23 protein-coding genes and 1 riboswitch are annotated in these 20,640 nt (G+C 59.2%); of the genes, 10 read left to right on the top strand and 13 right to left on the bottom strand.

Going from position 1 to position 20,640, the window contains the following annotated elements:
* Nucleotides 1-2,025, bottom strand: a complete 2,025-nt coding sequence (locus tag HY29_RS07500) for a lytic transglycosylase domain-containing protein (RefSeq protein WP_051601255.1) — start codon at nucleotides 2,023-2,025, stop codon at nucleotides 1-3.
* A gap of 102 nt (nucleotides 2,026-2,127) precedes the next feature.
* Between HY29_RS07500 and dapA the strand changes: the two genes are divergently transcribed.
* Together dapA and smpB are read left to right on the top strand one after the other, a co-directional pair.
* Nucleotides 2,128-3,009 (top strand): 4-hydroxy-tetrahydrodipicolinate synthase, encoded by an 882-nt coding sequence (dapA, locus tag HY29_RS07495; RefSeq protein ID WP_034794941.1) that lies wholly within the window; start codon nucleotides 2,128-2,130, stop codon nucleotides 3,007-3,009.
* Between the two features lie 9 nt (nucleotides 3,010-3,018).
* Nucleotides 3,019-3,498 carry an SsrA-binding protein SmpB gene (gene smpB, locus HY29_RS07490; RefSeq protein WP_034794938.1) on the top strand — a complete coding sequence of 160 codons (480 nt, stop codon included), beginning with the start codon at nucleotides 3,019-3,021 and terminating at the stop codon, nucleotides 3,496-3,498.
* A 6-nt stretch (nucleotides 3,499-3,504) separates the two neighbouring features.
* On the opposite strand, the gene HY29_RS07485 is transcribed toward smpB, so the two are convergent.
* From HY29_RS07485 to HY29_RS07470, 4 genes are all read right to left on the bottom strand, one after another.
* Nucleotides 3,505-3,918, bottom strand: coding sequence for a hypothetical protein (locus HY29_RS07485; RefSeq protein ID WP_155838242.1), 414 nt, complete (start codon nucleotides 3,916-3,918; stop codon nucleotides 3,505-3,507).
* A gap of 4 nt (nucleotides 3,919-3,922) precedes the next feature.
* The gene (locus HY29_RS07480) at nucleotides 3,923-4,576 is read right to left on the bottom strand and encodes a uracil-DNA glycosylase (RefSeq protein ID WP_034794931.1); all 654 of its coding nucleotides are present in this window, start codon (nucleotides 4,574-4,576) and stop codon (nucleotides 3,923-3,925) included.
* 32 nt (nucleotides 4,577-4,608) lie between these two features.
* A complete protein-coding gene (locus HY29_RS07475; RefSeq protein WP_081811287.1) occupies nucleotides 4,609-6,471 on the bottom strand; it encodes a gamma-glutamyltransferase family protein in 1,863 nt (620 codons plus the stop codon).
* A 317-nt stretch (nucleotides 6,472-6,788) separates the two neighbouring features.
* A complete protein-coding gene (locus HY29_RS07470; RefSeq protein ID WP_034794929.1) occupies nucleotides 6,789-7,172 on the bottom strand; it encodes a VOC family protein in 384 nt (127 codons plus the stop codon).
* A gap of 95 nt (nucleotides 7,173-7,267) precedes the next feature.
* Between HY29_RS07470 and soxR the strand changes: the two genes are divergently transcribed.
* On the top strand, nucleotides 7,268-7,732 hold the full coding sequence (soxR, locus tag HY29_RS07465; protein ID WP_034794927.1) for a redox-sensitive transcriptional activator SoxR: 465 nt from the start codon (nucleotides 7,268-7,270) through the stop codon (nucleotides 7,730-7,732).
* On the opposite strand, the gene HY29_RS07460 is transcribed toward soxR, so the two are convergent.
* Nucleotides 7,719-8,066: a TIGR02301 family protein gene (locus HY29_RS07460; protein ID WP_034794925.1), complete on the bottom strand. Its 348-nt coding sequence runs from the start codon at nucleotides 8,064-8,066 to the stop codon at nucleotides 7,719-7,721. The genes soxR and HY29_RS07460 overlap by 14 nt on opposite strands.
* A 60-nt stretch (nucleotides 8,067-8,126) precedes the next feature.
* On the opposite strand from HY29_RS07460, the gene HY29_RS18365 reads away from it, so the two are divergent.
* Together HY29_RS18365 and HY29_RS07450 are read left to right on the top strand one after the other, a co-directional pair.
* Nucleotides 8,127-9,119: a D-2-hydroxyacid dehydrogenase gene (locus tag HY29_RS18365; RefSeq protein WP_051601253.1), complete on the top strand. Its 993-nt coding sequence runs from the start codon at nucleotides 8,127-8,129 to the stop codon at nucleotides 9,117-9,119.
* A 65-nt stretch (nucleotides 9,120-9,184) separates the two neighbouring features.
* On the top strand, nucleotides 9,185-10,402 hold the full coding sequence (locus HY29_RS07450) for a PQQ-dependent sugar dehydrogenase (RefSeq protein WP_034794923.1): 1,218 nt from the start codon (nucleotides 9,185-9,187) through the stop codon (nucleotides 10,400-10,402).
* A 20-nt stretch (nucleotides 10,403-10,422) separates the two neighbouring features.
* Here HY29_RS07450 and HY29_RS07445 read toward each other — a convergent pair whose 3' ends face one another.
* Nucleotides 10,423-11,406 carry an NAD(P)H-dependent flavin oxidoreductase gene (locus tag HY29_RS07445; protein ID WP_034794921.1) on the bottom strand — a complete coding sequence of 328 codons (984 nt, stop codon included), beginning with the start codon at nucleotides 11,404-11,406 and terminating at the stop codon, nucleotides 10,423-10,425.
* 183 nt (nucleotides 11,407-11,589) lie between these two features.
* Between HY29_RS07445 and HY29_RS07440 the strand changes: the two genes are divergently transcribed.
* Nucleotides 11,590-11,895, top strand: coding sequence for a hypothetical protein (locus HY29_RS07440; RefSeq protein WP_034794919.1), 306 nt, complete (start codon nucleotides 11,590-11,592; stop codon nucleotides 11,893-11,895).
* A gap of 173 nt (nucleotides 11,896-12,068) precedes the next feature.
* Nucleotides 12,069-12,356, top strand: a complete 288-nt coding sequence (locus HY29_RS07435) for a hypothetical protein (protein ID WP_051601251.1) — start codon at nucleotides 12,069-12,071, stop codon at nucleotides 12,354-12,356.
* An 82-nt stretch (nucleotides 12,357-12,438) separates the two neighbouring features.
* Here HY29_RS07435 and HY29_RS07430 read toward each other — a convergent pair whose 3' ends face one another.
* The 3 genes from HY29_RS07430 to HY29_RS07420 form a co-directional block, all read right to left on the bottom strand.
* A complete protein-coding gene (locus tag HY29_RS07430) occupies nucleotides 12,439-13,224 on the bottom strand; it encodes an SDR family NAD(P)-dependent oxidoreductase (protein WP_034794915.1) in 786 nt (261 codons plus the stop codon).
* A gap of 63 nt (nucleotides 13,225-13,287) precedes the next feature.
* Entirely contained in the window at nucleotides 13,288-13,737 is a 450-nt protein-coding gene (locus tag HY29_RS07425; RefSeq protein ID WP_034794911.1) for an NUDIX hydrolase, read from the bottom strand.
* Nucleotides 13,737-14,759 (bottom strand): glycosyltransferase family 2 protein, encoded by a 1,023-nt coding sequence (locus tag HY29_RS07420; protein ID WP_162176686.1) that lies wholly within the window; start codon nucleotides 14,757-14,759, stop codon nucleotides 13,737-13,739. Before HY29_RS07420 ends, HY29_RS07425 begins: the two co-directional genes overlap by 1 nt.
* A gap of 203 nt (nucleotides 14,760-14,962) precedes the next feature.
* On the opposite strand from HY29_RS07420, the gene HY29_RS07415 reads away from it, so the two are divergent.
* On the top strand, nucleotides 14,963-15,967 hold the full coding sequence (locus tag HY29_RS07415; protein ID WP_034794909.1) for a patatin-like phospholipase family protein: 1,005 nt from the start codon (nucleotides 14,963-14,965) through the stop codon (nucleotides 15,965-15,967).
* Here HY29_RS07415 and rsmD read toward each other — a convergent pair.
* Nucleotides 15,964-16,524, bottom strand: a complete 561-nt coding sequence (gene rsmD / locus HY29_RS07410) for a 16S rRNA (guanine(966)-N(2))-methyltransferase RsmD (protein ID WP_034794907.1) — start codon at nucleotides 16,522-16,524, stop codon at nucleotides 15,964-15,966. The genes HY29_RS07415 and rsmD overlap by 4 nt on opposite strands.
* A gap of 51 nt (nucleotides 16,525-16,575) precedes the next feature.
* Between rsmD and tadA the strand changes: the two genes are divergently transcribed.
* Nucleotides 16,576-17,037 (top strand): tRNA adenosine(34) deaminase TadA, encoded by a 462-nt coding sequence (gene tadA / locus HY29_RS07405; protein WP_034794904.1) that lies wholly within the window; start codon nucleotides 16,576-16,578, stop codon nucleotides 17,035-17,037.
* 64 nt (nucleotides 17,038-17,101) lie between these two features.
* The gene (locus HY29_RS07400; RefSeq protein ID WP_034794902.1) at nucleotides 17,102-18,832 is read left to right on the top strand and encodes a cation:proton antiporter domain-containing protein; all 1,731 of its coding nucleotides are present in this window, start codon (nucleotides 17,102-17,104) and stop codon (nucleotides 18,830-18,832) included.
* A gap of 3 nt (nucleotides 18,833-18,835) precedes the next feature.
* Here HY29_RS07400 and HY29_RS07395 read toward each other — a convergent pair whose 3' ends face one another.
* Nucleotides 18,836-19,411 (bottom strand): TMEM165/GDT1 family protein, encoded by a 576-nt coding sequence (locus HY29_RS07395; protein WP_034794897.1) that lies wholly within the window; start codon nucleotides 19,409-19,411, stop codon nucleotides 18,836-18,838.
* 15 nt (nucleotides 19,412-19,426) lie between these two features.
* A riboswitch (yybP-ykoY riboswitch) is annotated at nucleotides 19,427-19,617 on the bottom strand.
* A gap of 7 nt (nucleotides 19,618-19,624) precedes the next feature.
* Nucleotides 19,625-20,536, bottom strand: coding sequence for a LysR family transcriptional regulator (locus tag HY29_RS07390; RefSeq protein WP_034795188.1), 912 nt, complete (start codon nucleotides 20,534-20,536; stop codon nucleotides 19,625-19,627).
* Nucleotides 20,537-20,640 lie beyond the last annotated feature (104 nt).

Raw genomic sequence — 20,640 nt, 5'->3', positions numbered from 1 at the left:
TTATTCCCGCCCACGCTCAAGATCTTCCTCGATCTGGATTTCAACTGGCTCGCCCAGAAGGCGCTGGCGATAGACCTGCGTATTCTCCAGCACCCGTTGCACATAATTGCGCGTTTCGCTGAACGGGATGAACTCCACCCAGTCAATCGGATCGACCTGGCCACTGCGTGGATCACCATAATCCTGGATCCATTTGCGCGGGCGGGATGGCCCCGCATTATAGGCCGCCGCTGTCATGATGTAGCTGCCATTGAAACGCGACAGCAACGTGTCGAGATGCTGGCCGCCAAGCGTCATGTTGTAGCCGGGGTCATCCGTCAGCCAGGATTTGCGATAGGGCAGGCCGCTCATCCTTGCCTCGCGTGAAGCGGTGGCAGGCATGAACTGCATCAGGCCGCGGGCGCCGACATGGCTGATCGCGTTCGGGTTCATTTCGCTTTCCTGCCGCGACAGGGCCAGCATCAGCGGACGTTCCACTTGCGGCTCCTTCAGCAGCGGATAGGCAACCACAGGATAGGCCGCATCTGTCGCGACGATGCCCTTGGCAAGCCCGGCCTTGGCGCCGCGCACGCCAACATCCGGCACCTGATATTCTGTCGCCAGACGGGCAAGCAGCAGGTAATCGGATTCACTCGTCAGATGGTCATCCAGATGATAGGCAAACTGACGGAACAGGCGGTCTTCCCCTGCCTCTCCCAGAAGGCGGAGGGCCCTCACCATGGGGCGGCTTTCAAAAGCCTCGATTTGTTCCGGCGTTGGGTCGACTGACTTCACGAAGTCCAGTTTCTTGTCGCCGAGTCGCTCGGCCGCCAGCTGTCCATAATAGGTGAATTTGTGTTCTGCCGCAGCGCTATAGCTCGTCCGGGCGTTCTCCGTGTCGCCCAAGGCGTCCTTGGCGCGGCCTGTCCAATACTTGCCGCGGGCCAGGCTGATCGGCGTCGAGACGCCGTCAGACATGGTTTCGAAATGCTGCAGGCTGCGGCTGGCATCATTGGTCAGGCGCAGTGCGATCCAGCCGGAGACCCACTCGGCCTCAGCAAAATCTGCGCCGGATTCCATGCCGTGAGGCGCTGCCAGTTGATAGGCGCGTGTCCAGTTGCCGTCCTTCAGGTCGGTCCGGATGGCAATATTGCGTTCGTCCCAGAGGCGTGAGCGCCCGGCTTCGGGCACGTCATTGCCGTCAATCCCGGTGAGAAGCGGCGTTGCAAGATCCTGATTGCGCAGCTTCTGGCGCCGCCATTTGGCGCGCTCGTACAGAAGGCCGGGATTGTCCTGCAGGTGTGCGGGCACGGCGTTGACCAGCGCGTCCACATTGCGTGAGCGGGCGGCCAGGCCGATGCGGGCATCCACCAGTTTCTGGTAATCAGCGGTGAGCAGGTATTTCAGCTTCGAGGCGGATGTGCGCTGATTGGTCCAGAGCAGAAATTCAACGCGTGCCCGGTGGTCTTCCTGGGTCAGCTGATTGCCATAATCTGCAAGAACCTTGCGTTCCGTATCGCGGTCCATCGAATTGTTTTGCCAGGCATCGCGGATTGCTTCGAATGCCTTGCCGGGCTCTCCGATGGCTTTCCAGCTTTCCGCCAGCGCAACCTTGCCGGCACCGGTTATCGGGCCTGATTTTGTCAGCCAGTCGATGCGCTCTTTGTGGCTGTAATTGGACTCGCCGATAATCTCTTCCGCGCGGCGTTGCATGGCAGAAGTACGCGGCCAATCATTCAGTTTTTCCAGCGCAAACGAGATTTCCGAGAAATTCATGCCAGGCACGCCCTGGCTGGCGCGGACCCACATGATGAGGTTTCGCACATCCGGATCGGAGGCTTGGGACTGCAAACGGGCCACTGTGGGCCAGTCATAGCTGCCTGCCGCTTTCAGCGCTTTGTGCAGGATTTCCGCATTTTTGGCGTCTGTGACCTGGGATTGGAAGGTGCGCGCAGGCTTCAGGCTAGGTGTCTCTGGGACACCTGCAGCAGCAGCGCCCTGCGCGAGCACGGCAATAGAAGCAAGAATGGCAAGGGGTCGCATCATGTTACAGCTCAGCGGAGTTTATTTCTTGGCCAAAGCGTGAGAAGGCTTTGGCGGTTTATATTCGAACAAAACAAACAACACCTGAATCGCGGCAAATTTACGATGTTTCATGGCTCAATCCCAGCTCTCGTCACTCCTTTCAGAAATGGGGCCGTTGACCGGGACGCGTTCGCAGCGCTGGTAGAGCGCCAGATTGCGGGCGGTTCCAGTGCGCTCGTCCCTGTCGGAACCACAGGCGAGACGTCCACATTGTCCACCCAAGAGCATAAAGATGTCGTAACGCTTTGTGTTGAAATTACCAAAGGCCGCGTGCCCGTCATCGCCGGGGCCGGGGCCAACGCCACAGATGAGGCGATCGAGCTGGTCGAGCATGCCAAGACGGTTGGCGCTGATGCAGTGCTTGTTGTTTGCCCCTACTACAATAATCCTAATCAGGACGGGCTGATCGCCCATTTCAAGGCGATCAATGATGCAGTTGCCCTGCCGATTCTGCTCTACAATGTGCCGGGTCGCACAGTTGTAGACCTTCAGCCTGCTGCTGTGGCCCAATTGGCGCAATTGCCGAACATTGTCGGCATCAAGGATGCGTCTGGCGATCTCGCCCGGGTCAGCCAGCATGCCGCCGCCATTCCGGAAGGCACACAGTTCGTCCAATTGTCAGGCGATGACCCGAGCGCGCTCGGTTTCCTCGCCATGGGTGGGATGGGCTGCATTTCGGTTACGGCGAATGTGATGCCCGAGTCCTGTGCTGAAATGCATAAGGCATTTCACGAGGGCGACATTGCGGGCGCGCAGGCGATTGAACGGCGCCTTATCGCGCTGCACAAGGCAATGTTCTGTTCTCCGTCACCGGGACCGGCAAAATATGTTCTGTCGCGCCTGGGTCTGTGCGAGCCTGATGTTCGGCTGCCGATAACGCAGCCAGACGCTCAAGCTGTTCAGAAAATTGAGACGGCTATGGCACTTGCAGGCATCAAGGCCTAAATCAGGCCTATGTCAAAGAAGAACCAGGCAAAAGGCCGCTCGGACGGGCTGGTCGCGGAAAACCGCCGATCCCGCCGCGATTATGCGGTTGAGGATACGCTGGAGGCTGGCATCATGCTGGTCGGCTCAGAGGTGAAGTCCCTGCGTGAGGGCAAGGCCAACATTGCTGAGGCCTATGTCAGCCCGGAGGATGGGGGTCTCTATCTGATCAATGCGGATATTCCGATCTATAATGCGGCGAACCGCTTCAACCATGAGCCCAAGCGCAAGCGGAAGCTGCTTGTTTCCAAGCGGGAACTCGCCAAGTTGACCCAAGGGGTTGATCGCGCCGGTCGTACGATTGTGCCTCTGAAGCTCTACTTCAATGAACGTGGCCTCGCGAAACTTCTCATCGGCCTCGCGACGGGGCGCAAGAGCCATGACAAGCGCGATGTGGAAGCGAAACGCGACTGGCAGCGCCAGAAAGCGCGGATCCTGAAGGAAAGCTAGGCGCGTCTAGAACAGCTGCTGCATGGGTTGGCACTGCGCGTCAATTCTGTGGGTCCAGATCTGGCTGGCATTGTATAGTCGAACCAGGCTGATCGTGCCGTCCAGCCTGTTTACGGACCCGCTGATGAATTCTTCGTCTTCAGGCAATTGGCCAGGACGCGAGAAGACATACTCGCTGGGCGAGGCATCATAGATTTCATACAGGCCGTCAAACATCTGCGCGCCGCTGATCTCGACAATTCCGTCTGACAGGGTCACGGCGAAGCGGGGCACGTAGATCTCTTCGTCTCCCGTCTCTTCCGACATGAACACGCCATCGCACATCATGTCAGTAGACGGGACTTCCTGAGCTTGCGTGCCAAGACAGGCAAGGGCGCCAAGAATGGCTGCGACAAAAAGAGAGCCCCTGGAAATCTTCACGTGCTTACCCCGTTATCTTTTTCGCCATCGCAAAGACGTCTTCGAACATTTCTGCCGTCAGGCGACCAGTGTTCGTGTTGTAGCGGCTGCAATGATAGGATGAGAGCAGCGCCACTTTCCGGCCACCTGCCTCTACATCATAATGTGTTCCGTGCCCGAATGGATGATCCTTCAGTTTCAGGCCGAGCGTCCGCACAGTTGAATCATGGGATATCTTGCCAAGGCAGACCATGGCCTTCAGATTCGGCAGAGCATCGATACGTGCAGTCAGGAACTGGCGGCATTGATTGATCTCGGCGCCGACAGGCTTGTTCTGCGGCGGCACACAGCGCACCGCATTGGTGATCATCGCGCGTTTCAGTTTCAGGCCATCATCCGGCCGCGCGTCGAACTTGCCCGTGGAAAACCCGAACTTGTCAATTGTCGCATAGAGCAGGTCGCCAGCCCAGTCGCCCGTGAAGGGGCGGCCTGTGCGGTTCGCTCCGGTCACGCCCGGTGCGAGGCCAATAATCAAAAGCTCCGCTGTTTCCGGACCGAAGCTTGGCACCGCGCCATTGAACCAGTCCGGATGCTTCTCCGCCACTTCTTCGCGATACGCGACAAGGCGTGGGCAGAGCGGACAATCAGCGGGCGCTTCGGGAGGGATCATATTCGTCATATGCCCTCCCTAACCGGCGTCGCTTTCACTGCCTAGTACCCATCCGCGCTGCCATCCTTGCGCATTTCGGTGGCGGCGATCCAGGCGCCGGTGTCGAAGTCACGCATGATGGCCTGATAACCGCCAGCATTGGCCTTGCAGCAATCGACAACATGACCGCGCGCTTCCAGTTCCGCGCGGGTTTCCGGTGGGATGCCGCTTTCCAGATGCACGACGCCCATATCGGTTTCGCACGCGTCGCCGTTGAGGTCGTCCGTCGGCTCACATCCGCCCGTATGTTCCCAGCGGGCGGCATCCCCCGCCTCCTGCAGACCCATGTCGAAATCGACGAGGTTCAGGATCACCTGCACATGGCCCTGGGGCTGCATGCCGCCGCCCATCAGGCCGAAGCTGAGCCACGGCTCGAACGGGCAGGCCTGCTCGATCGGCATGGCGCGGACCTGACACCCCGGCATGTCTTTCTTGAATGCGAAGGCCGGGATAATCGTGTGGAAGGGGCGCTTGCCGGGTTCCCACACGTTCGGGTGTTCAGGGTCCAAGCTAAACAGCTGTCCGCGATCCTGGAACATGAAGCCGAGCCCGTCCGCGACGAGGCCCGAACCCATGCCGCGATAGTTCGACTGGATCAGGGAGACCATCATGCCGTCCTTGTCGGTGACGGTGAGATAGGTGGTGTCGCCGTCCTCAAGTGTGAGGTCGGCTTCCCGCAGTCTCTCATTCGCATCCGATATGATGTTCTCCAAATTTGAACCGTTGCCTGGAGCGATCATCATGGAGTCGCCCAGCGTATAGATTACGTTTCCATCTCCTGAAGGCTGGAGAGCCGTAATTCCCGGGTCGTCCATGGCTTGATCAAGACTGATTTGCGCCGCGCGGGCAGCAGCATAGTCTGGGCGCACAAGGAACTCAGGACTAATCTTGCTGAACTCCGGATCCGCATACCCGCGCGCCCGATCCGCAAAGGCCAGCCGCTTTGCCTCCACCTGCGCCATGATGCTGTCGGCTGAGCCATAGCCCATGCTACGCAGGTCGAACCGTTCCAGCATTTGCAGCATCTGCAGCGCCGCAATGCCCTGCGTATTCGGCGGCAGTTCGCAGACCTTGTAGTCCGCGCGATAGGTGACGCAGATGGGCTCGACCCATTCGCCCGTATGGGTGGCGAAATCGTCATAACGCAGGAAGCCTCCGATGCGCTCGAAATAGTCGCCCATCCGGTGGGCGAGGCTGCCCTTATAGAATTCGTCACGCCCACCTTCAGCGATCTGGCTCAGCGTGTCGGCCAGGTCCGGATTGCGGAAGATTGTGCCTTCATGGGGGGCTGGCGAGAAATAGGTCTTCTTCGCATTCTCATATTCTTCCAGCATGCCGCTTTCGTAGGCGGGCTCAAAGCGTTTCGGGCCGAAGCTCCAGTAATAGGAAATCACTTCCGGGATCGGCGCACCCTTGCGGGCATAGGTGATTGCGGGCTTCAGATCGTCGGCAATGGGCAGCTTTCCGAACCGCTCATGCAGGGCAAACCAGCCATCCACTGTACCTGGCACGGTGACGGGCGCTGCGCCGAAAGGCGGGATTTCCTCGCCCTCCATGAATTCGTCCGCTTTGGCCTGCATCTCGGCAAGTGTTGCGCCCTTCGCGCTGCGGCCTGAGCCATTATAGCCATAGAGTTGCCGGGTTTTAGGGTCCCAGACAATCGCGAACAAGTCGCCGCCAATGCCATTGCCGGTGGGCTCGACCAGGCCAAGCATCGCATTGGCAGCAATCGCGGCGTCGACGGCAGAGCCGCCGGACTTCAGCACATCAAGCGCGGTCTGCGTGGCCAGCGGGTGGGCGGTCGCGGCCGCGCCATTCGGGGCCACAACGGCGGATCGAACACCCAGATTGCGCCCTGTTGGCATCCGGTCGCCCGGCCCGGGCGGTGTGGCCTCGATGTCTTGTTCTTCAATTTCGATAGATACCACGCTGGTCTGGTTGACCTGTGCCGTGGCCTCCATTTCGGTTTCCGGTGCCGGCTCTGTGCTGGCGCAGGCGCTAAACCCCGGCGCCAGAGCGAATGCGACGATCATGCGGACTGAATTCATCTGCCTCACCTCTCCTGTTTGCAGGGGAGCTTAGCGTGTTGCGTCCGATAATCGAGTCTCCATTGGGAAGAACATAGGTATCCCGTGGGCACCATGCGCGACCAAAGCCGTCCAGATAGGCCTGTATCAATCCTTCAAGCATAGCTGACGACCTCCCATTCGATTTCGTCATCGTCATGGAAGTAAAAGCGGCTGCCGGGATCATAGGTCTGGTGACTATGGGTCTTGTAACCTGCTTCCAGGATCTTCTCCTCGGCGGCTTTCAGATCATCCACCAAGATGCCGAAATGATTGATGGAGCCGATCCGGTAATAGCTTTCCGCATCGGCCTGGGCGCTGTCGGGCAGGGTATAGACGGCAATGTAGGCATCATCCGTACCCACATGGACCGTGTAGCCATCATATTTGGATGGGCCTTCCCAGCGTATCTTCCAGTCGAAGAGTTTCACCAGCATGGCGGCTGTTTTCTTCGGGTCTGCGACAGTGACATTCACGTGTTCGAATATCGCGGTGCTCATGATTTCAACTCCATTTGTGCTTGCTCAGGTGATTGATTTGACGGTTGTAATTCCTCAACTTAAGTTTAGGTCAAGCGTGTTTGAGGAGATTTTCCATGGCGGCACAAAAAGGGCTTTCCATCGGCGATGTGGCCGCACGGACAGGGCTGTCAGTCTCGGCCATTCGCTTTTATGAAGGGCGGGGGCTGGTGCATCCCGAGCGCAGTTCAGGCGGTCAGCGCGTGTTCCTGCGTTCTGATATCAGGCGGCTCTCTTTCATCATGATTGCCCAGCAGATCGGCCTGACAATTGAGGAAATCTCGGACCTGTTCGCCTCGCTGCCGGAGCGCCGAACGCCAACCAAGGCAGACTGGTCACGCATCAGCGGCGCGTTCCGCCGCATGCTGGATGAGCGTATCGCCTTGATGGAGCGGACACGGGACAGACTGGATGGTTGTATCGGATGTGGCTGCCTGTCTCTGAAAAAATGCCAGCTCTACAATCCGGAGGACCGCGCGCGAGGCCTCGGCACCGGGCCGCGCTTTGTGCTGGACAATGTCAGCCAGGTCAGGGCCGATTAGAGGCCGGGGGCAGGTCTGAGTCTTTCGGGAAATAATGCGTGGCCATGCGGATTGCGATTTCCTGGCCTCGAACGGCAAAATCAGATTCGGCCTGAATGGCTGCGTTGTCGCAGGTTTGGTAAAGGCGGCTTGCATTCTTGAAGGCGGAGTTGAAGGCATCCACCAGACTGGAGCGCAGATTGCCACGATTGGGCGCCTCATAGCTCAGCATGTCAGACATGTACCGCCGCCAATACTGGTCTTCCCGGCCATTACAGCGCACGCGAATGGCGTGGGCCGCGCCTAATGTACTGGCCATATCCGCCGCATCGCGGAAGTAATCCGGCCCCCGCATCGGGATATCGGATTGCGCAGCGCTTGCGCCACAGAATAGGAGCGCGCTAAGCACAAGAGCATGAAAACCTGTTTGCTTCATGCGAAGACTTTCGCCCGCATTTCGGAACGGCTCAAGAGCCTAGAGCACAAGCTTGATGTGATTGTCATGGATGAGGACGGCCTGTTCTACCATGCAGGCAACCGCGTCGTGGTGCATGATCCCAAGCCCGACATCGTTTTCGCGAATACAGATGTGTGGTTTGGCGCGCATGTGCGGGACTTCATGCTGACCGTGCTGAAAACCGGAAAGATCGACTGGTTTCAGTCTTCTGCAGCCGGACTCGACAATGCGGCGCTGATTTCCGTGGGAAAGATCTCGCGCCTTTACACCACCAATCACCGCCAGGCCGAAGCCATGGCGGAGTGGGCGCTCTGGCAAGGGCTGGACTTCCTGAAGTGCGGCCCAGCCTATCGTGCGCAGCAGGAAGAGAGGCTCTGGGAACGCCATATGAAGCGGGAGATCATGGGCTCCAACTGGCTGATCATCGGCTTTGGCTCGATCGGGGAGGCTGTGGGCCGCCGCGTTCAGGCGCTGGGCGGCCATGTCATGGGCGTGCGCCGTTCGCCCGGTCCGGCAGATGGAGCAGATCATATCGTGCCGCCAGCCCTCGTCCATGAGGAACTCGGCAAGGCGGATATTGTGCTGCTGAGCATTCCTCTGACGGAGGATACCGAAGGCATGGCGGATGCCGACTTCTTCGCGGCCATGAAGGAGGATGCGTTGTTCATGAATCTGGGCCGTGGCGGGCTGGTGAAGGAAGACGCCCTGATCGATGCGCTGGATGCGGGCCGCCCAGCCTTTGCGGCCCTGGATGTGACCGTGGAAGAGCCATTGCCGCAGGAAAGCGCGCTATGGCATCATCCGAAAATCGCGATTACCCCGCACGACAGCTCCATGACTCCGGGTACGGATCACAGGGCCGATGAAACTTTTCTCGACAATCTCGAACGCTATCTGCACGGCAAGCCAATGAAAAACCTTGTCGATCCAGAAGTGTTCGAGAACGGTTAAGGCGGAACTTCCGCCCATTCCAGCCATTCTTTCGGTAACCAATCAAACTATCGGAGGAACAGCCCATGTCTTCACTCATGGTACGCGCGCTGCTTGTTGGTGGATCAGCCTTTGCCATCGCCGCCTGCGCATCGGCGCAAAATCAGGCCGCAGAGGCCGATGCCAAGCCCATCTCTGTTACAGGAACAGAAGGCACGGTTCTAACCGCAGAGCCGCTTGAGACATTCGACGGGGCTTGGGCCATGGCTTTCCTGCCAGATGGCCGCGCACTCGTGACGGAGCAGGATGGTGATCTTTGGCTATTGGACAAGACCGGCGCGAAAGCTGGCAAGATATCCAATGTGCCGACTGTTACCCCCAGGGGCCAAGGCGGCCTCGGCGATATCATTGTGCACCCGGACTTTGCCACCAATGGCATTGTCTTCATCTCCTATGTGGAGCGCGACGCCAACAATGATGAACTCAGCGGTGCGGCGGTTGAGCGTGCCAAGCTGACCCTGACAGAAGATGGCGGCAGCCTGTCGGATCGTGACGTCATCTGGCGCCAGTCTCCCAAAGTTAAGGGCAATGGACATTATGGTCACCGCCTGGTCATCGCCCCGGACGGGCATTTGTTCATTACGTCTGGTGAGCGCCAGAAATTCACGCCTGCCCAGAACATGGCCATGAACCTCGGCAAGGTCATCCGGATCAACCAGGATGGCAGCGTGCCGGAGGATAACCCGTTTTATGGAAACGGCGCTGCGGCGGATCAGGTTTGGTCCCTCGGACACCGTAACCCGCTTGGCGTCGCGTTTGATGGCGATGACCAGCTATGGGTTGTAGAGATGGGGCCGAAAGGCGGCGACGAGTTGAACCGGATCGTCCGTTCAGAGAATTATGGCTATCCGCATGTGTCCGAAGGCGATCATTATAGCGGCAAGCCTATCGCAAGCCATGAGAGCAATCCGATTTACGAAAACCCGGCCATCGCCTGGAATCCGGTCATCAGTCCTGCAGGTCTGATCTTCTATGATGGTGAAATGTTCCCTGATTGGCAGGGCGATGCCTTCATCGGCGGCCTGTCTTCAAAGGCGCTGATCCGCGTCAGTTTTGATACAGAGAAAACCGACAATCTCGGTCAGCCGCCGAAACCCTCCCAGACCGAACCTGTTGCCTCTGAAGCAGAACGCTATGAATGGGGCGAGCGCATCCGCGAGGTAGAGCAGGGGCCGGATGGCGCGCTCTATGTGCTGGAGGATGAAGACGGTGGGCGCCTTGTCCGCCTTACACCCGGGGCGTAAGGCGGCGCCATCTGCTTCGGTCAGGTGTTAGCGGAGACTTTCAGGCTGGAAACGCGGTCAATCGTGGCTTCGGCATCGCGCATGATGTCAGCCACGATGTCCGCGACCGGCTTCACTTCTTTCACGCCGCCGGCAGACTGGCCCATCGCAAAGCAAGACTTGTCTTCATCCAGTTTTGACTCGTCTGTAATGCCTCCAATGCCGCCGATAACGCCGGTCTGGGTGGAGTGGATGGCCTGTTGCGGGAAAGGCTGAATGTCTTCAGGGCGGCTTTCCCAATCCTGGATATATTCGTTCGTGCGGCAGCGCATGGGCTTTCCAGAATAGCACCGTGTACGGGTTGTGTCCGTGTCACCCGCACCGACCACTGTATCCTTGTACATCTGCGCAGCATGGGCCTCAGTGGAGGCGATAAAGCGTGTTCCCACCCACACGCCACACGCGCCAAGAGAGAGGGCGGCCGCAAGTCCGCGTCCATCATAGATGCCGCCTGCTGCGATGACGGGAATTTTCACCGCTTCCACAGCCTGCGCCACCAGCGGCATTGTGCCGACGAGGCCGGTATGGCCACCGCCTTCGCCGCCTTGCAGGATCACGGCATCACAGCCAGCCTGTTCGGCCTTGATGGCATGTTTCACCGCGCCGCCAACAACCATGACCTTCACATTGGCCTTTTTCAGGCGCTCCATGATCGGCATAGGTACGCCCAGGCCTGCCACAAAGCTATCCGCGCCATTGTTGATGATGACGTCCACACTCTCTTCAAGGCTCTCCGGGCTGGCCGCCAGCAGGTCCACGCCGAAGGGGCGGTCCGTCAGTTCACGGACACGCTTCATCTGGCCTTCGATGAAGTCCGGAGTCGTACCGGCCATGCCCAGCACGCCATAGCCGCCAGCATTGCACATCGCGGCGCAGACTTCCGCATAGGACACTCCGCCCATGCCAGCCAGCATGATCGGGTGGTCGATATTCAACATTCTGGTCAGGGCGGTTTGTAGGGCCATGTCGGGTGTCTCCTCACTATAATTATTTGTTTTCAGGTACGATAATTAGCCGCCCTCGCGTCAACGCAATAGGTTTTGGAAGAACAGTTTGATACGTATCATGCCGCATTCCAGCCTTCATGCAGAAGTATAGAAATGCATACTGTCGAATGTGGCCGACAGAAAAATACAAGGGAGGTCCACATGAAGAAAACGCTCGCAATCGCGGCGCTTATTTCCGTTCTCGTTTCGCCTGCCATGGCACATGAAGAGGCTCAGACCGCGTCTTCTGATGATGCGCTATCACAGGAAGTCCATGATGGCCTGGCAAAGATGTCGGTCGAGGAGATCAGCCAGGCGGTGTCTGTAGAAACGGCTGTGCTGACGGAGGATGAAACAGGCAAAGAATTCGAGATTCTGGATGCTGATCGGCAGGAAACAGAAGTCGAGGAAGCAAGATATTCCGAATCGGAAATTGATGAGACATCCTCGCCCGATGATGCCGAATAAGTATTCTGACGCGCGCAAAATTGCCTGTTGAGAACGCGAAATCACTTTTTGCCTTAAGGATTTAGGCGAAATCTGGTGCAGATTGCGTCAAATTTAAATTATCTTTTCGTCATGGTCGGCAGATGATATTGATCTGCTTGGTCATTTTTGACCTCAAGTAGGGGAACTACACTATGAAACAATTCCTGATCATGGGTGCCGCTGCCCTTGTGCTCGCTGCTTGCAGCGCTGAAGACAAGGCACCTGCAGAAGAAGACGTCACCGTAACCGAAACCGTTGAAGACTCTGCTGACGACGCTACGGAAGCCATGGATGAGGCTTTGGACGAAGCTCAAGATGACATGGACGCAGCTGCAGACGAACTGGACGAAGCTGCTGACGATGCAGCCGACGCTATGGATGATGCGGCTGATGATGCTGAAGAAGCTTATGACGACGCCACCGACGGTGAGCCGGAATAAGCCTGGCGTTACTGCCGGATACTGAAAGGGCTGCCCCGCGGGGCAGCCCTTTTTGTTTGGCATTTAGTCTGGGTCTGCAGAATCAGAATTTGGAATACGCCCCATCGATCAGCAGCGTGTCGCCGGAATGGAATTTTGAGGCGTCCGAGGCGAGATAAACCGCAATGCCACCGAAATCCTCCGGCTCACCCCAGCGCCGAATCGGCACGCGCGAGATGACCTTGCTGTTGAATACATCGCTGCCTTGGCCGCCTTCGGTCATGTCGGTCGCGATCCAGCCCGGCAGAACAGAGTTCGCGCGGATCTTGTAACGGCCATACTCAACGGCGATAGCGTTCATCATGGCAATCAGGCCGCCCTTCGTGTGTCCGTAGGCTTGATTACGCGCCGCACCTGAAAGGGCCGCCAGAGAGGCCGTGCCGATCAGGCTGCCGCCCGGGTCGCCCGCCTTGGCGCGCTTGACCATGGATTTGGCAGCTTCGCGCAAAGTCAGGAAGGCCCCTTCGGAGTTGATGCGCTGATTGAAGCGCCAGGTGTCGAGCGACATTTCTTCAAAGGAAGACGCGCCCTGGCCAACGCCCGCATTGGCGATACAGGTATCGATTCGACCGAATTCTTCTTCGCCTTCTGCCATCGCCTTGATGACAGCGTCCTCATCGGCCACGTCGACCTGCCAGGCCTTGGCGCGTCCGCTGCCCAGGCCTTCCAGTTTCTTGACTGCTTCGGCATTGTCCTCTGCCTTACGGCCCCAGATGATGAGGTCTGCATTCGATGCGGCAAGCGCTTCGGCCATGCCTAGGCCAATGCCTTTATTGCCGCCGGTTACGACGCAGACTTTGCCTGTCAGATTGAAGGGGGCGTAGGTCATATGGGTCTCCTCAGATTGTCGTTTTTGGTTTGGACGCACTTCAGAGGTATGACGTAAGGGCGGTCAAGCCCCAGCCGAATCCAGAATGATTTGCCGCGCCGCATCTATGATACGCCGTGTCTCATCCCATAGGGGCAGGTTGGCCAGTCTTTCCGGGCTGATCCATTCGGCATGGGCGGCATCATCGCCCGCGCAAGGCTCTCCGGCTGTCCATACGGCGGCAAAGTCGAACAAGACATAATGCCGGGTTACATCACCGGAGGTGCGGGAATGGAATATACCGTCCACAACATCGACCAGCCCGACAATTCTGGCTTCGACGCAGGTTTCCTCGTGAAGCTCCCGCAGCGCGGCCTCTGCGGCGCGTTCGCCGGGTTCGATCCGCCCGCCCGGCAGGGACCAGTCACCCTTTAGCGGTTTTGTGCCTCTCTGGATCAGCAGGACGTCATTGCCCTTGAAGCAAACTGTACCGACAGCGGGAACAGCTTCCCGGGCTTCGCGTCCAAACCCCATCAGGCTTCACACTGCTGGCGCAGCTGTTGCAGCTCGGCTGTCAGGTCTTCATCTGAGCGGGCGAAAGGATTGCCCGTCACCTTCTGTAGCTTGCCCAGCAAGGGCAGGCGCAGCAGGGGTAAAACGGTGGGATCCTGCCGGAACAGCATCAGGGTCCTGACAATGTTTTTCTGTTTGAGCGCCTCAATGACCCCGTCAAACACAATCGCGCGGCGAATGGATTTCAGGCGCGCAGCGTGCGCGGCCGTCACTTCTGCATGCGGAGTAGGCTGGCACATCGCCGCTTCGGCAGCGGCGCGCAGGGCATCCAGGGAGTTTGCATCCAGTCTGTGTGAAATCGAACGATTGTGCTTGCGGTAGAAATACATGGCTTCGGGCAGAGACATCATCCGCGCCCCGGCAGACAGAAGGCGTACGATCAGGTCGTAATCCTCTCCGATGCGCATACTTTCATTATATCGGATATTGTTCGTGTCGAGACTGCTACGGCGGATCAGAGGCTTGGCATAGCCAAGCTGACTGCCCCGGCCATACATCATGTTTGCCTTGATATACTCACTTTCCATGATGCGCCCTGGGCGATCTTTCAAATCGCCGTCCAGCATCGTGGTGATGTCAGGCTCGCCCTCATTCTGGAAGATGGCCAGATCATCGATCATGATGTCTGCCTTCGTGCTGATCGCTGCTTCCAGCATGTGCTCCAGCCTCTGCGGCGCGATCAAGTCATCGCTGTCGACAATCGCAATCCACTCGCCGCGTGCCTGGTCCAGCGCATGATTGCGAACCGGGGCGGGGCCGCCAAAGCGAGTGCCGCTGAAGACGCGCAGCCGTGGGTCCTGCTGCGCGATCTCTTCCGCCAGCGCCACACTGCCATCGCTGGAGCCATCATCCACCAGGATCAGTTCAATATTGGCCAGGGTCTGGTTCAGGACAGACCGGATGGCGCCCTTCAGATAGGCTTCGCAATTGTAATTCGCCATGATGACCGAGATGGTCGGCGTGGAAGATGGCGCGTTAGACACGGTGTTTGCCCTGTTCATTCTGCATGATCACGTGGCTGTTACCGCAAGCCCTGTGCCAATTTCGTTCAAAATCAGGGCGAAAGAGCCATATCTGCTCTTCGTAATGCGGGCCTGTTGATACGTGTGTCATATGCGCGTGGTGAGGTCTCATTAAGACGGCGCTTGCAAGATTGGTTTGGCGGCACAGTAACAGGGATTTCACCATGGCAAAGCAGAAGCGCAAGCATATCAGTCTGGCTTTGCAGGGCGGCGGCGCTCACGGGGCCTATACCTGGGGCGTTCTGGATCGCCTCCTTGATGATGAAGACATTGAAATATCAGCGATTTCTGCCACGTCTGCGGGCGCGATCAATGCCGTGGCCTTAGCCGATGGCTTCGCGCGTGACGGCGTTCAGGGCGCGAAAGACAGGTTGGCAGCGCTGTGGGAGGATGTCTCCCGTACCAGCGGAAATCTCATGCCTTTCGGCGCGCTCAGCCCTGTCATCTTTGCCTATGCCAGTGCCATGCAGAGCCTGGCGAGCCCGTATGACCTAAACCCCTTCAATCTGAACCCCTTGAAAGAGGTGCTGGCCCGCAACATCGATTTCTCGAATGTGGACGCGTCGGGCATCCAGTTGTTTCTCTCCGCAACAAATGTGGAGAAGGGCCGCGCGAAAGTCTTCAGCGACGGAGACATTTCTCTTGAGGCTGTCCTCGCCTCGGCCTGCTTGCCGCAGACCTTCCAGGCGGTGGAGATTGACGGGGACGCTTTCTGGGATGGCGGCTATATGGGCAATCCCAGCCTGTTCCCGCTGATCTACTCCGGTGCGCCGCGGGATGTGCTGCTGGTCATGCTGAACCCGATTGCGCGGGAAGGCGTGCCCAAGCATGCCGGGGAGATTCAGGATCGCATCAACGAGATCAGCTTCAACGCTTCCCTGATCGGAGAGCTGCGCGCCATTGCCTTCGTCCAGCACCTGATTGATGGGGGAATGTTGAAGGAATCCATGATGAAGAAATACCGCCGTCTGAACATCCATGCGATACGCGGCGGTCAGGATCTTCTGGATTTCAGCCTACGCACAAAATACGACACCAGCTGGACCTTCCTGACACAGCTGCGTGATCTGGGGCGTGCGGCGGCAGACCAGTGGATTAAGGAAGGTTCCCACCATGTCGGGCAGAAAACGTCCAATGTGGATCTACGCAAGGAATTCCTGGACGGCTAGGCCCGTTTCAGAAACCAGATGCGGGCTGCGCCATAGTCTCGGGTCTCGACAATCGTCCAGCCATCCGGTGCGATCATCTCATCAGACCCTGTTTCCACAATGGCCAGGGCATCCTCGGTCAGCCAGTTGCCGGTAACAAGGCAGGCGAGCGCAGGCTCGGCCAGATCCTTGTGATAGGGCGGATCCAGGAAAGCCAGCGTGAATGGCTGGCCGACGCCGGCCGGTTTCTCACCCAAATCTGTCGCGCTGCGCCGGTGCAGGCGTGTGTTTCCGTAAAGGCCCAGCGTTTCGATATTGTCGCGGATCGCGCCGCGCGCGCCATGGTCTGTTTCCACGAACAGGCAGAACGCCGCGCCCCGGCTTATCGCTTCCAGGCCCAGCGCACCAGAGCCTGCGAACAGGTCGATCACCCGCGCGCCGTTAATCTCCGGTGCCCAGTCGGCATGGGCCAGCATGTTGAATATGGATTCCCGCACGCGGTCTCCCGTCGGCCGTGTCCCTTGACCCTTCGGCGCGGCAATGGCGCGGCCCTTGTGCTCTCCCGCAATGATACGCATGTGGCAAACCAATCCCTTTACTTTCCGCCCGTGTAAGGCGATCCACTCTCCATGACAATTCTCGCTGATCCGATGGAGCGCGCGCTCGATCTTGCCCGGCAGGCTGCCGAGGCGGGCGAGGTGCCTGTTGGTGCTGTGATTGTCGATCCGGAGAGCGGTGCGATTGTGGCGGAAGGCTTCAACCAGCCAATAGCCGGGCATGACCCGACCGCCCATGCAGAGATTGTCGCCCTGCGCCGCGCGGCAGAACGTCTTGGCAATTACCGCCTCACGGGCCTGCATCTTTATGTGACACTTGAGCCGTGCGCCATGTGCGCAGGTGCGATCAGCCTTGCGCGTATCGGCAAGCTCGTCTTTGCTGCCTGTGATCCGAAAGGCGGCGCGGTAATCCATGGGGCGCGATTCTTCGAGCAGCCGACCTGTCACTGGCGGCCGGAAGTCGTGCAGGACGAAGCTACAGGCGAGACCGCCAGCACGCTGTTGAAGGATTTCTTCAAGGCGCGCCGCGCCTGAGAGTCACGAAACCCGTTCTGCCCTCGCACAGGGCGGGCATCAGAGAACATGCTGAAAGGGGCACATGGCGGAGCCGGGACACGACATACTGATCAAGGATACGCTGGTTTTCCTGTTTGCGGCGGGCGTTGTCGTGCCGGTTTTCCGATATCTGAAGCTGCCCGCCGTGGTCGGCTTCATGATTGCCGGCATTGCGCTTGGGCCTTTCGCGCTGGGCTCTCTGACAGGGCAGTATCACTGGCTGGAATATGTATCGATATCCGAACCTGCCGCCGCCGCGCCCTTTGCGGAACTCGGCGTACTGTTCCTTCTTTTCCTGCTGGGCCTGGAATTCTCATTTGAAAAACTCTGGGGATTGAGGCGCGCCGTCTTCGGGGCAGGCGGCCTGCAGGCTGGCATCAGTGCGCTGGCGATTGGCGGCGCAGCCTGGCTGATTGGTCTGTCGCCGGCTGCCGCGATCATTTGCGGCTTGGCGCTGGCCTTGTCGTCCACCGCCATCGTGATGCAGCTTCTGATCGAGCAGAAACAGGCAGCCCAGCCCGTTGGCCGTGCGGCGCTCAGCGTCTTGCTGTTTCAGGATATTCTCGTCGCGCCGATCCTGATCTTTGTCGGCTTCGTAAATCTTGAGGCTGGCGCCAACATCACGGCGGTCCTTCTGGAAGCCCTGTTCAATGGCGTTGTGGCGATTCTGGTCATTCTGGTGATCGGACGCTTTGGACTGCGCCGCATGTTCCGTCTTGCGGCCGCGGCGGGTGGGCGAGACTTTCTGATGGCGCTGACGCTGCTGACCGTGGTCGGCGCGGCGGCGATCACCGCGACGGCCGGGTTATCGCTCGCGCTGGGGGCCTTCCTGGCTGGCCTGCTGCTGGGCGAAACAGAGTTCAAGCATCAGACCGAAGTGGACCTCGAACCCTTCAAGGGCATCCTGCTCGGCCTGTTCTTCATGACTGTCGGAATGAGCCTGGATCTGCCCTCCATCCTGTCCCAACCTCTGGTCATTCTGGGCGGTTTGGCTGCGCTGCTCCTGGCCAAGCTGGTGATCGGTTTTGTCGCCCTGCGTTTCTTTGCCGGCCCGACGCCGATGTCGATCGAAGCGGCATTTCTGCTGGCGCCCGCCGGGGAGTTTGCCTTTGTCGTCATCGCGGCGGCCACCGCCATCGGCGCACTGCCGGCTGAGCCTGCGGGCCTGATGGCCGCAATTGCGGGCCTCTCCATGTTATTGATCCCAGTGCTGGGCAAGCTCGGCACGCTGATTGCGGCACGGATGCGCGGCGAGGAGCCTGCGCATGTGCTGGAAGAGGATTTCTCGGAGCTTGAGGGCCACGTCATCATTGCGGGCTTTGGTCGGGTCGGGCAGGCGGTCGCTCGCATCATTGGAGCGGAAGAGGCGGAAATTGTCGCGCTGGAGCGCAGCGCCTACAATGTCGCGCGGGCCCGGGATGCAGGTTGGCGCGCTTTCCTGGGCGATGCTGCCCGGCCTGAAATCCTGCACAGCGCCGGGGCCGAAGGGGCCAGCCTGTTCGTCGTGACAGTGGATGACGTCAATGATGCCGAAGCGATGGTGAGAGCCTTCCACCAGCTTCGCCCGGAAGTGCCGATCATTGCCCGTGCGCGGGACCGGGAACACGCCGCACGCCTGCAAGAGGCTGGCGCACGGGACGTGATCCCGGATGCCATCGAGTCCGGCCTGCAAATGGCGGGGCGGACGCTGCATCAGTTTGGCTATGATGAGGAAACTGTGCGCGATCGCCTTGCGGCTGAGCGCGACGAGGAATATCGCCGCGCCGCGACCTGAGGCTTATCCGAACCAGCCAGCCGTCTGCACAAGCAGCCACAGGCCGATGGCCAGGAACAGCAGCGCCGCAATCATGCGCACCACATTCAGCGGCACGCGCTTGATTAGCTCGTGGCCCAGGAATACGGCCGGCACATTGGCCAGCATCATGCCCAGCGTTGTGCCCAGTGTGACGTAGAAGATATTCTCGAACTGCGCGCCCAGCGCCACGGTCGCAATTTGTGTCTTGTCGCCCATCTCGACCAGGAAGAACGCAATTGTGGTTGTCAGGAACGCGCCGAACCGGGCCGGTTTGCTCTCCATGTCATCGTCCAGCTTGTCCGGGATCAGTGTCCAGGCCGCCATGGCGATGAATGAGATTGCCACGATGTAGCGGAACCATTGCCCATCAAGGATGGATGCAACCTGAGACCCGACAAGCGCCGCAAGGAAGTGGTTGGCCACGGTCGCGGCAAAGATGCCAAGAATGATCGGAACCGGCCTGCGGAATTGCGTCGCCAGAACGATGGCCAGCAATTGCGTCTTGTCGCCAATTTCGGCGAGCGTAACCACAGCGGTGGAGGTAAGAAAGGCTTCCATAAGAACAGGTCTCCTGGCCGGGCAATTCTTGACGCAATGACACCTCCATCCCGTGCCCGGCCATGAGCAGGAATGCGGTGTCATTGGTCTCGCCCGAACGGTTGCCCGCTCCCTTCGCGCCACGGTCTGCTGACCGAGTATGTTGACGCGGAGGCCCGATCTCCCGACCGGCTGGCTACTCCCCAAGTGACGGCCCCTCCTAGAGGGATCGTTTCAGCTTTGCAAGCCAGGATCGATTTCGGTGACGATCTTGCGGATCAGGCCACGTAGCCAGGTAAGGGCCGGGTCCTCGGAATTCTCCCGCCGCCAGTAAAGCTCACTGTCGAGGGCTGGAAATACATCCGGCAGGTCAAGCCGAATGAGGCCGTGCGTTGGGACGAGAGATGCTGGAACGGTCAGGGCCAGATCGGTCTGGCGTACGATTTCCAGCGCCGGCATGTAATGCGGCAGGCGCATGATCGGGGTGATGCGATGCCCCTGGCTGCGGGCGACTTCCTCGACATAGGATCGGCCTTCGCGGCGGCTGGAGACCACGATATGGCGCAGGCCGACAAAGTCTTCCATCGCCAGCTCACGTCTGGCCAGCGGGTGATTGTCTGCCACAACACAGACGTAGGGAGTCGTCATCAGCGGTTCGCGCTCCAGGTCGGTGCCGCGAATGCCCGGCACATCCACCGCCAGATCCAGGCGACCCGAGGCGAGCTCGCCCGAAATTGCGCCCCGGTTCAACTGGCTCCAGGCAATGCGCACGCCCGGCGCTTCATGCTGCAGATAGTGCGCAAGACTTGGCGCAATCATGTACGCGCCAGCATCGCGGGCGGAGATGTTGAAGACGCGGGTAGAGCGCGAGGCCTCAAATGCAGAGCGCGGCTCCAGCCCGGCGCGTAGCCGGTCCAGCGCGTCGCGCACCGTCGGCATCAGGGCCTCGGCCATGGCGGTTGGCTTCACCCCACGCCCCTCCCGCACGAAGAGCGGATCCTCGAAATGCGCGCGCAATCTCGCCAGCGCATTGCTGACGGCGGGCTGGGTGATGTGCAGCGTCTCGCTGGCCCGCGTCAGGCTGCGCTCGGCATAGACCGCTTCCAATACGGGCAACAGGTTCAGGTCCAGCGATCTCAGGTTCATCCACGCGCTCCAATACATCACTGTCAGTGATGTTTGCGCTTCATGCAATAAAGTTCACGAATAGTCTAGCCTGCGCTAGAAGGAGGCCAGATGAGTGGAGTTGC

The sequence above is a fragment of the Hyphomonas beringensis genome (assembly GCF_000682755.1).
GTDB classification, from domain to species: Bacteria; Pseudomonadota; Alphaproteobacteria; order Caulobacterales; family Hyphomonadaceae; genus Hyphomonas; species Hyphomonas beringensis.
Note: the sequence above shows the minus strand (reverse complement) of the source record. Positions and strands in the feature narration are given on the sequence as shown.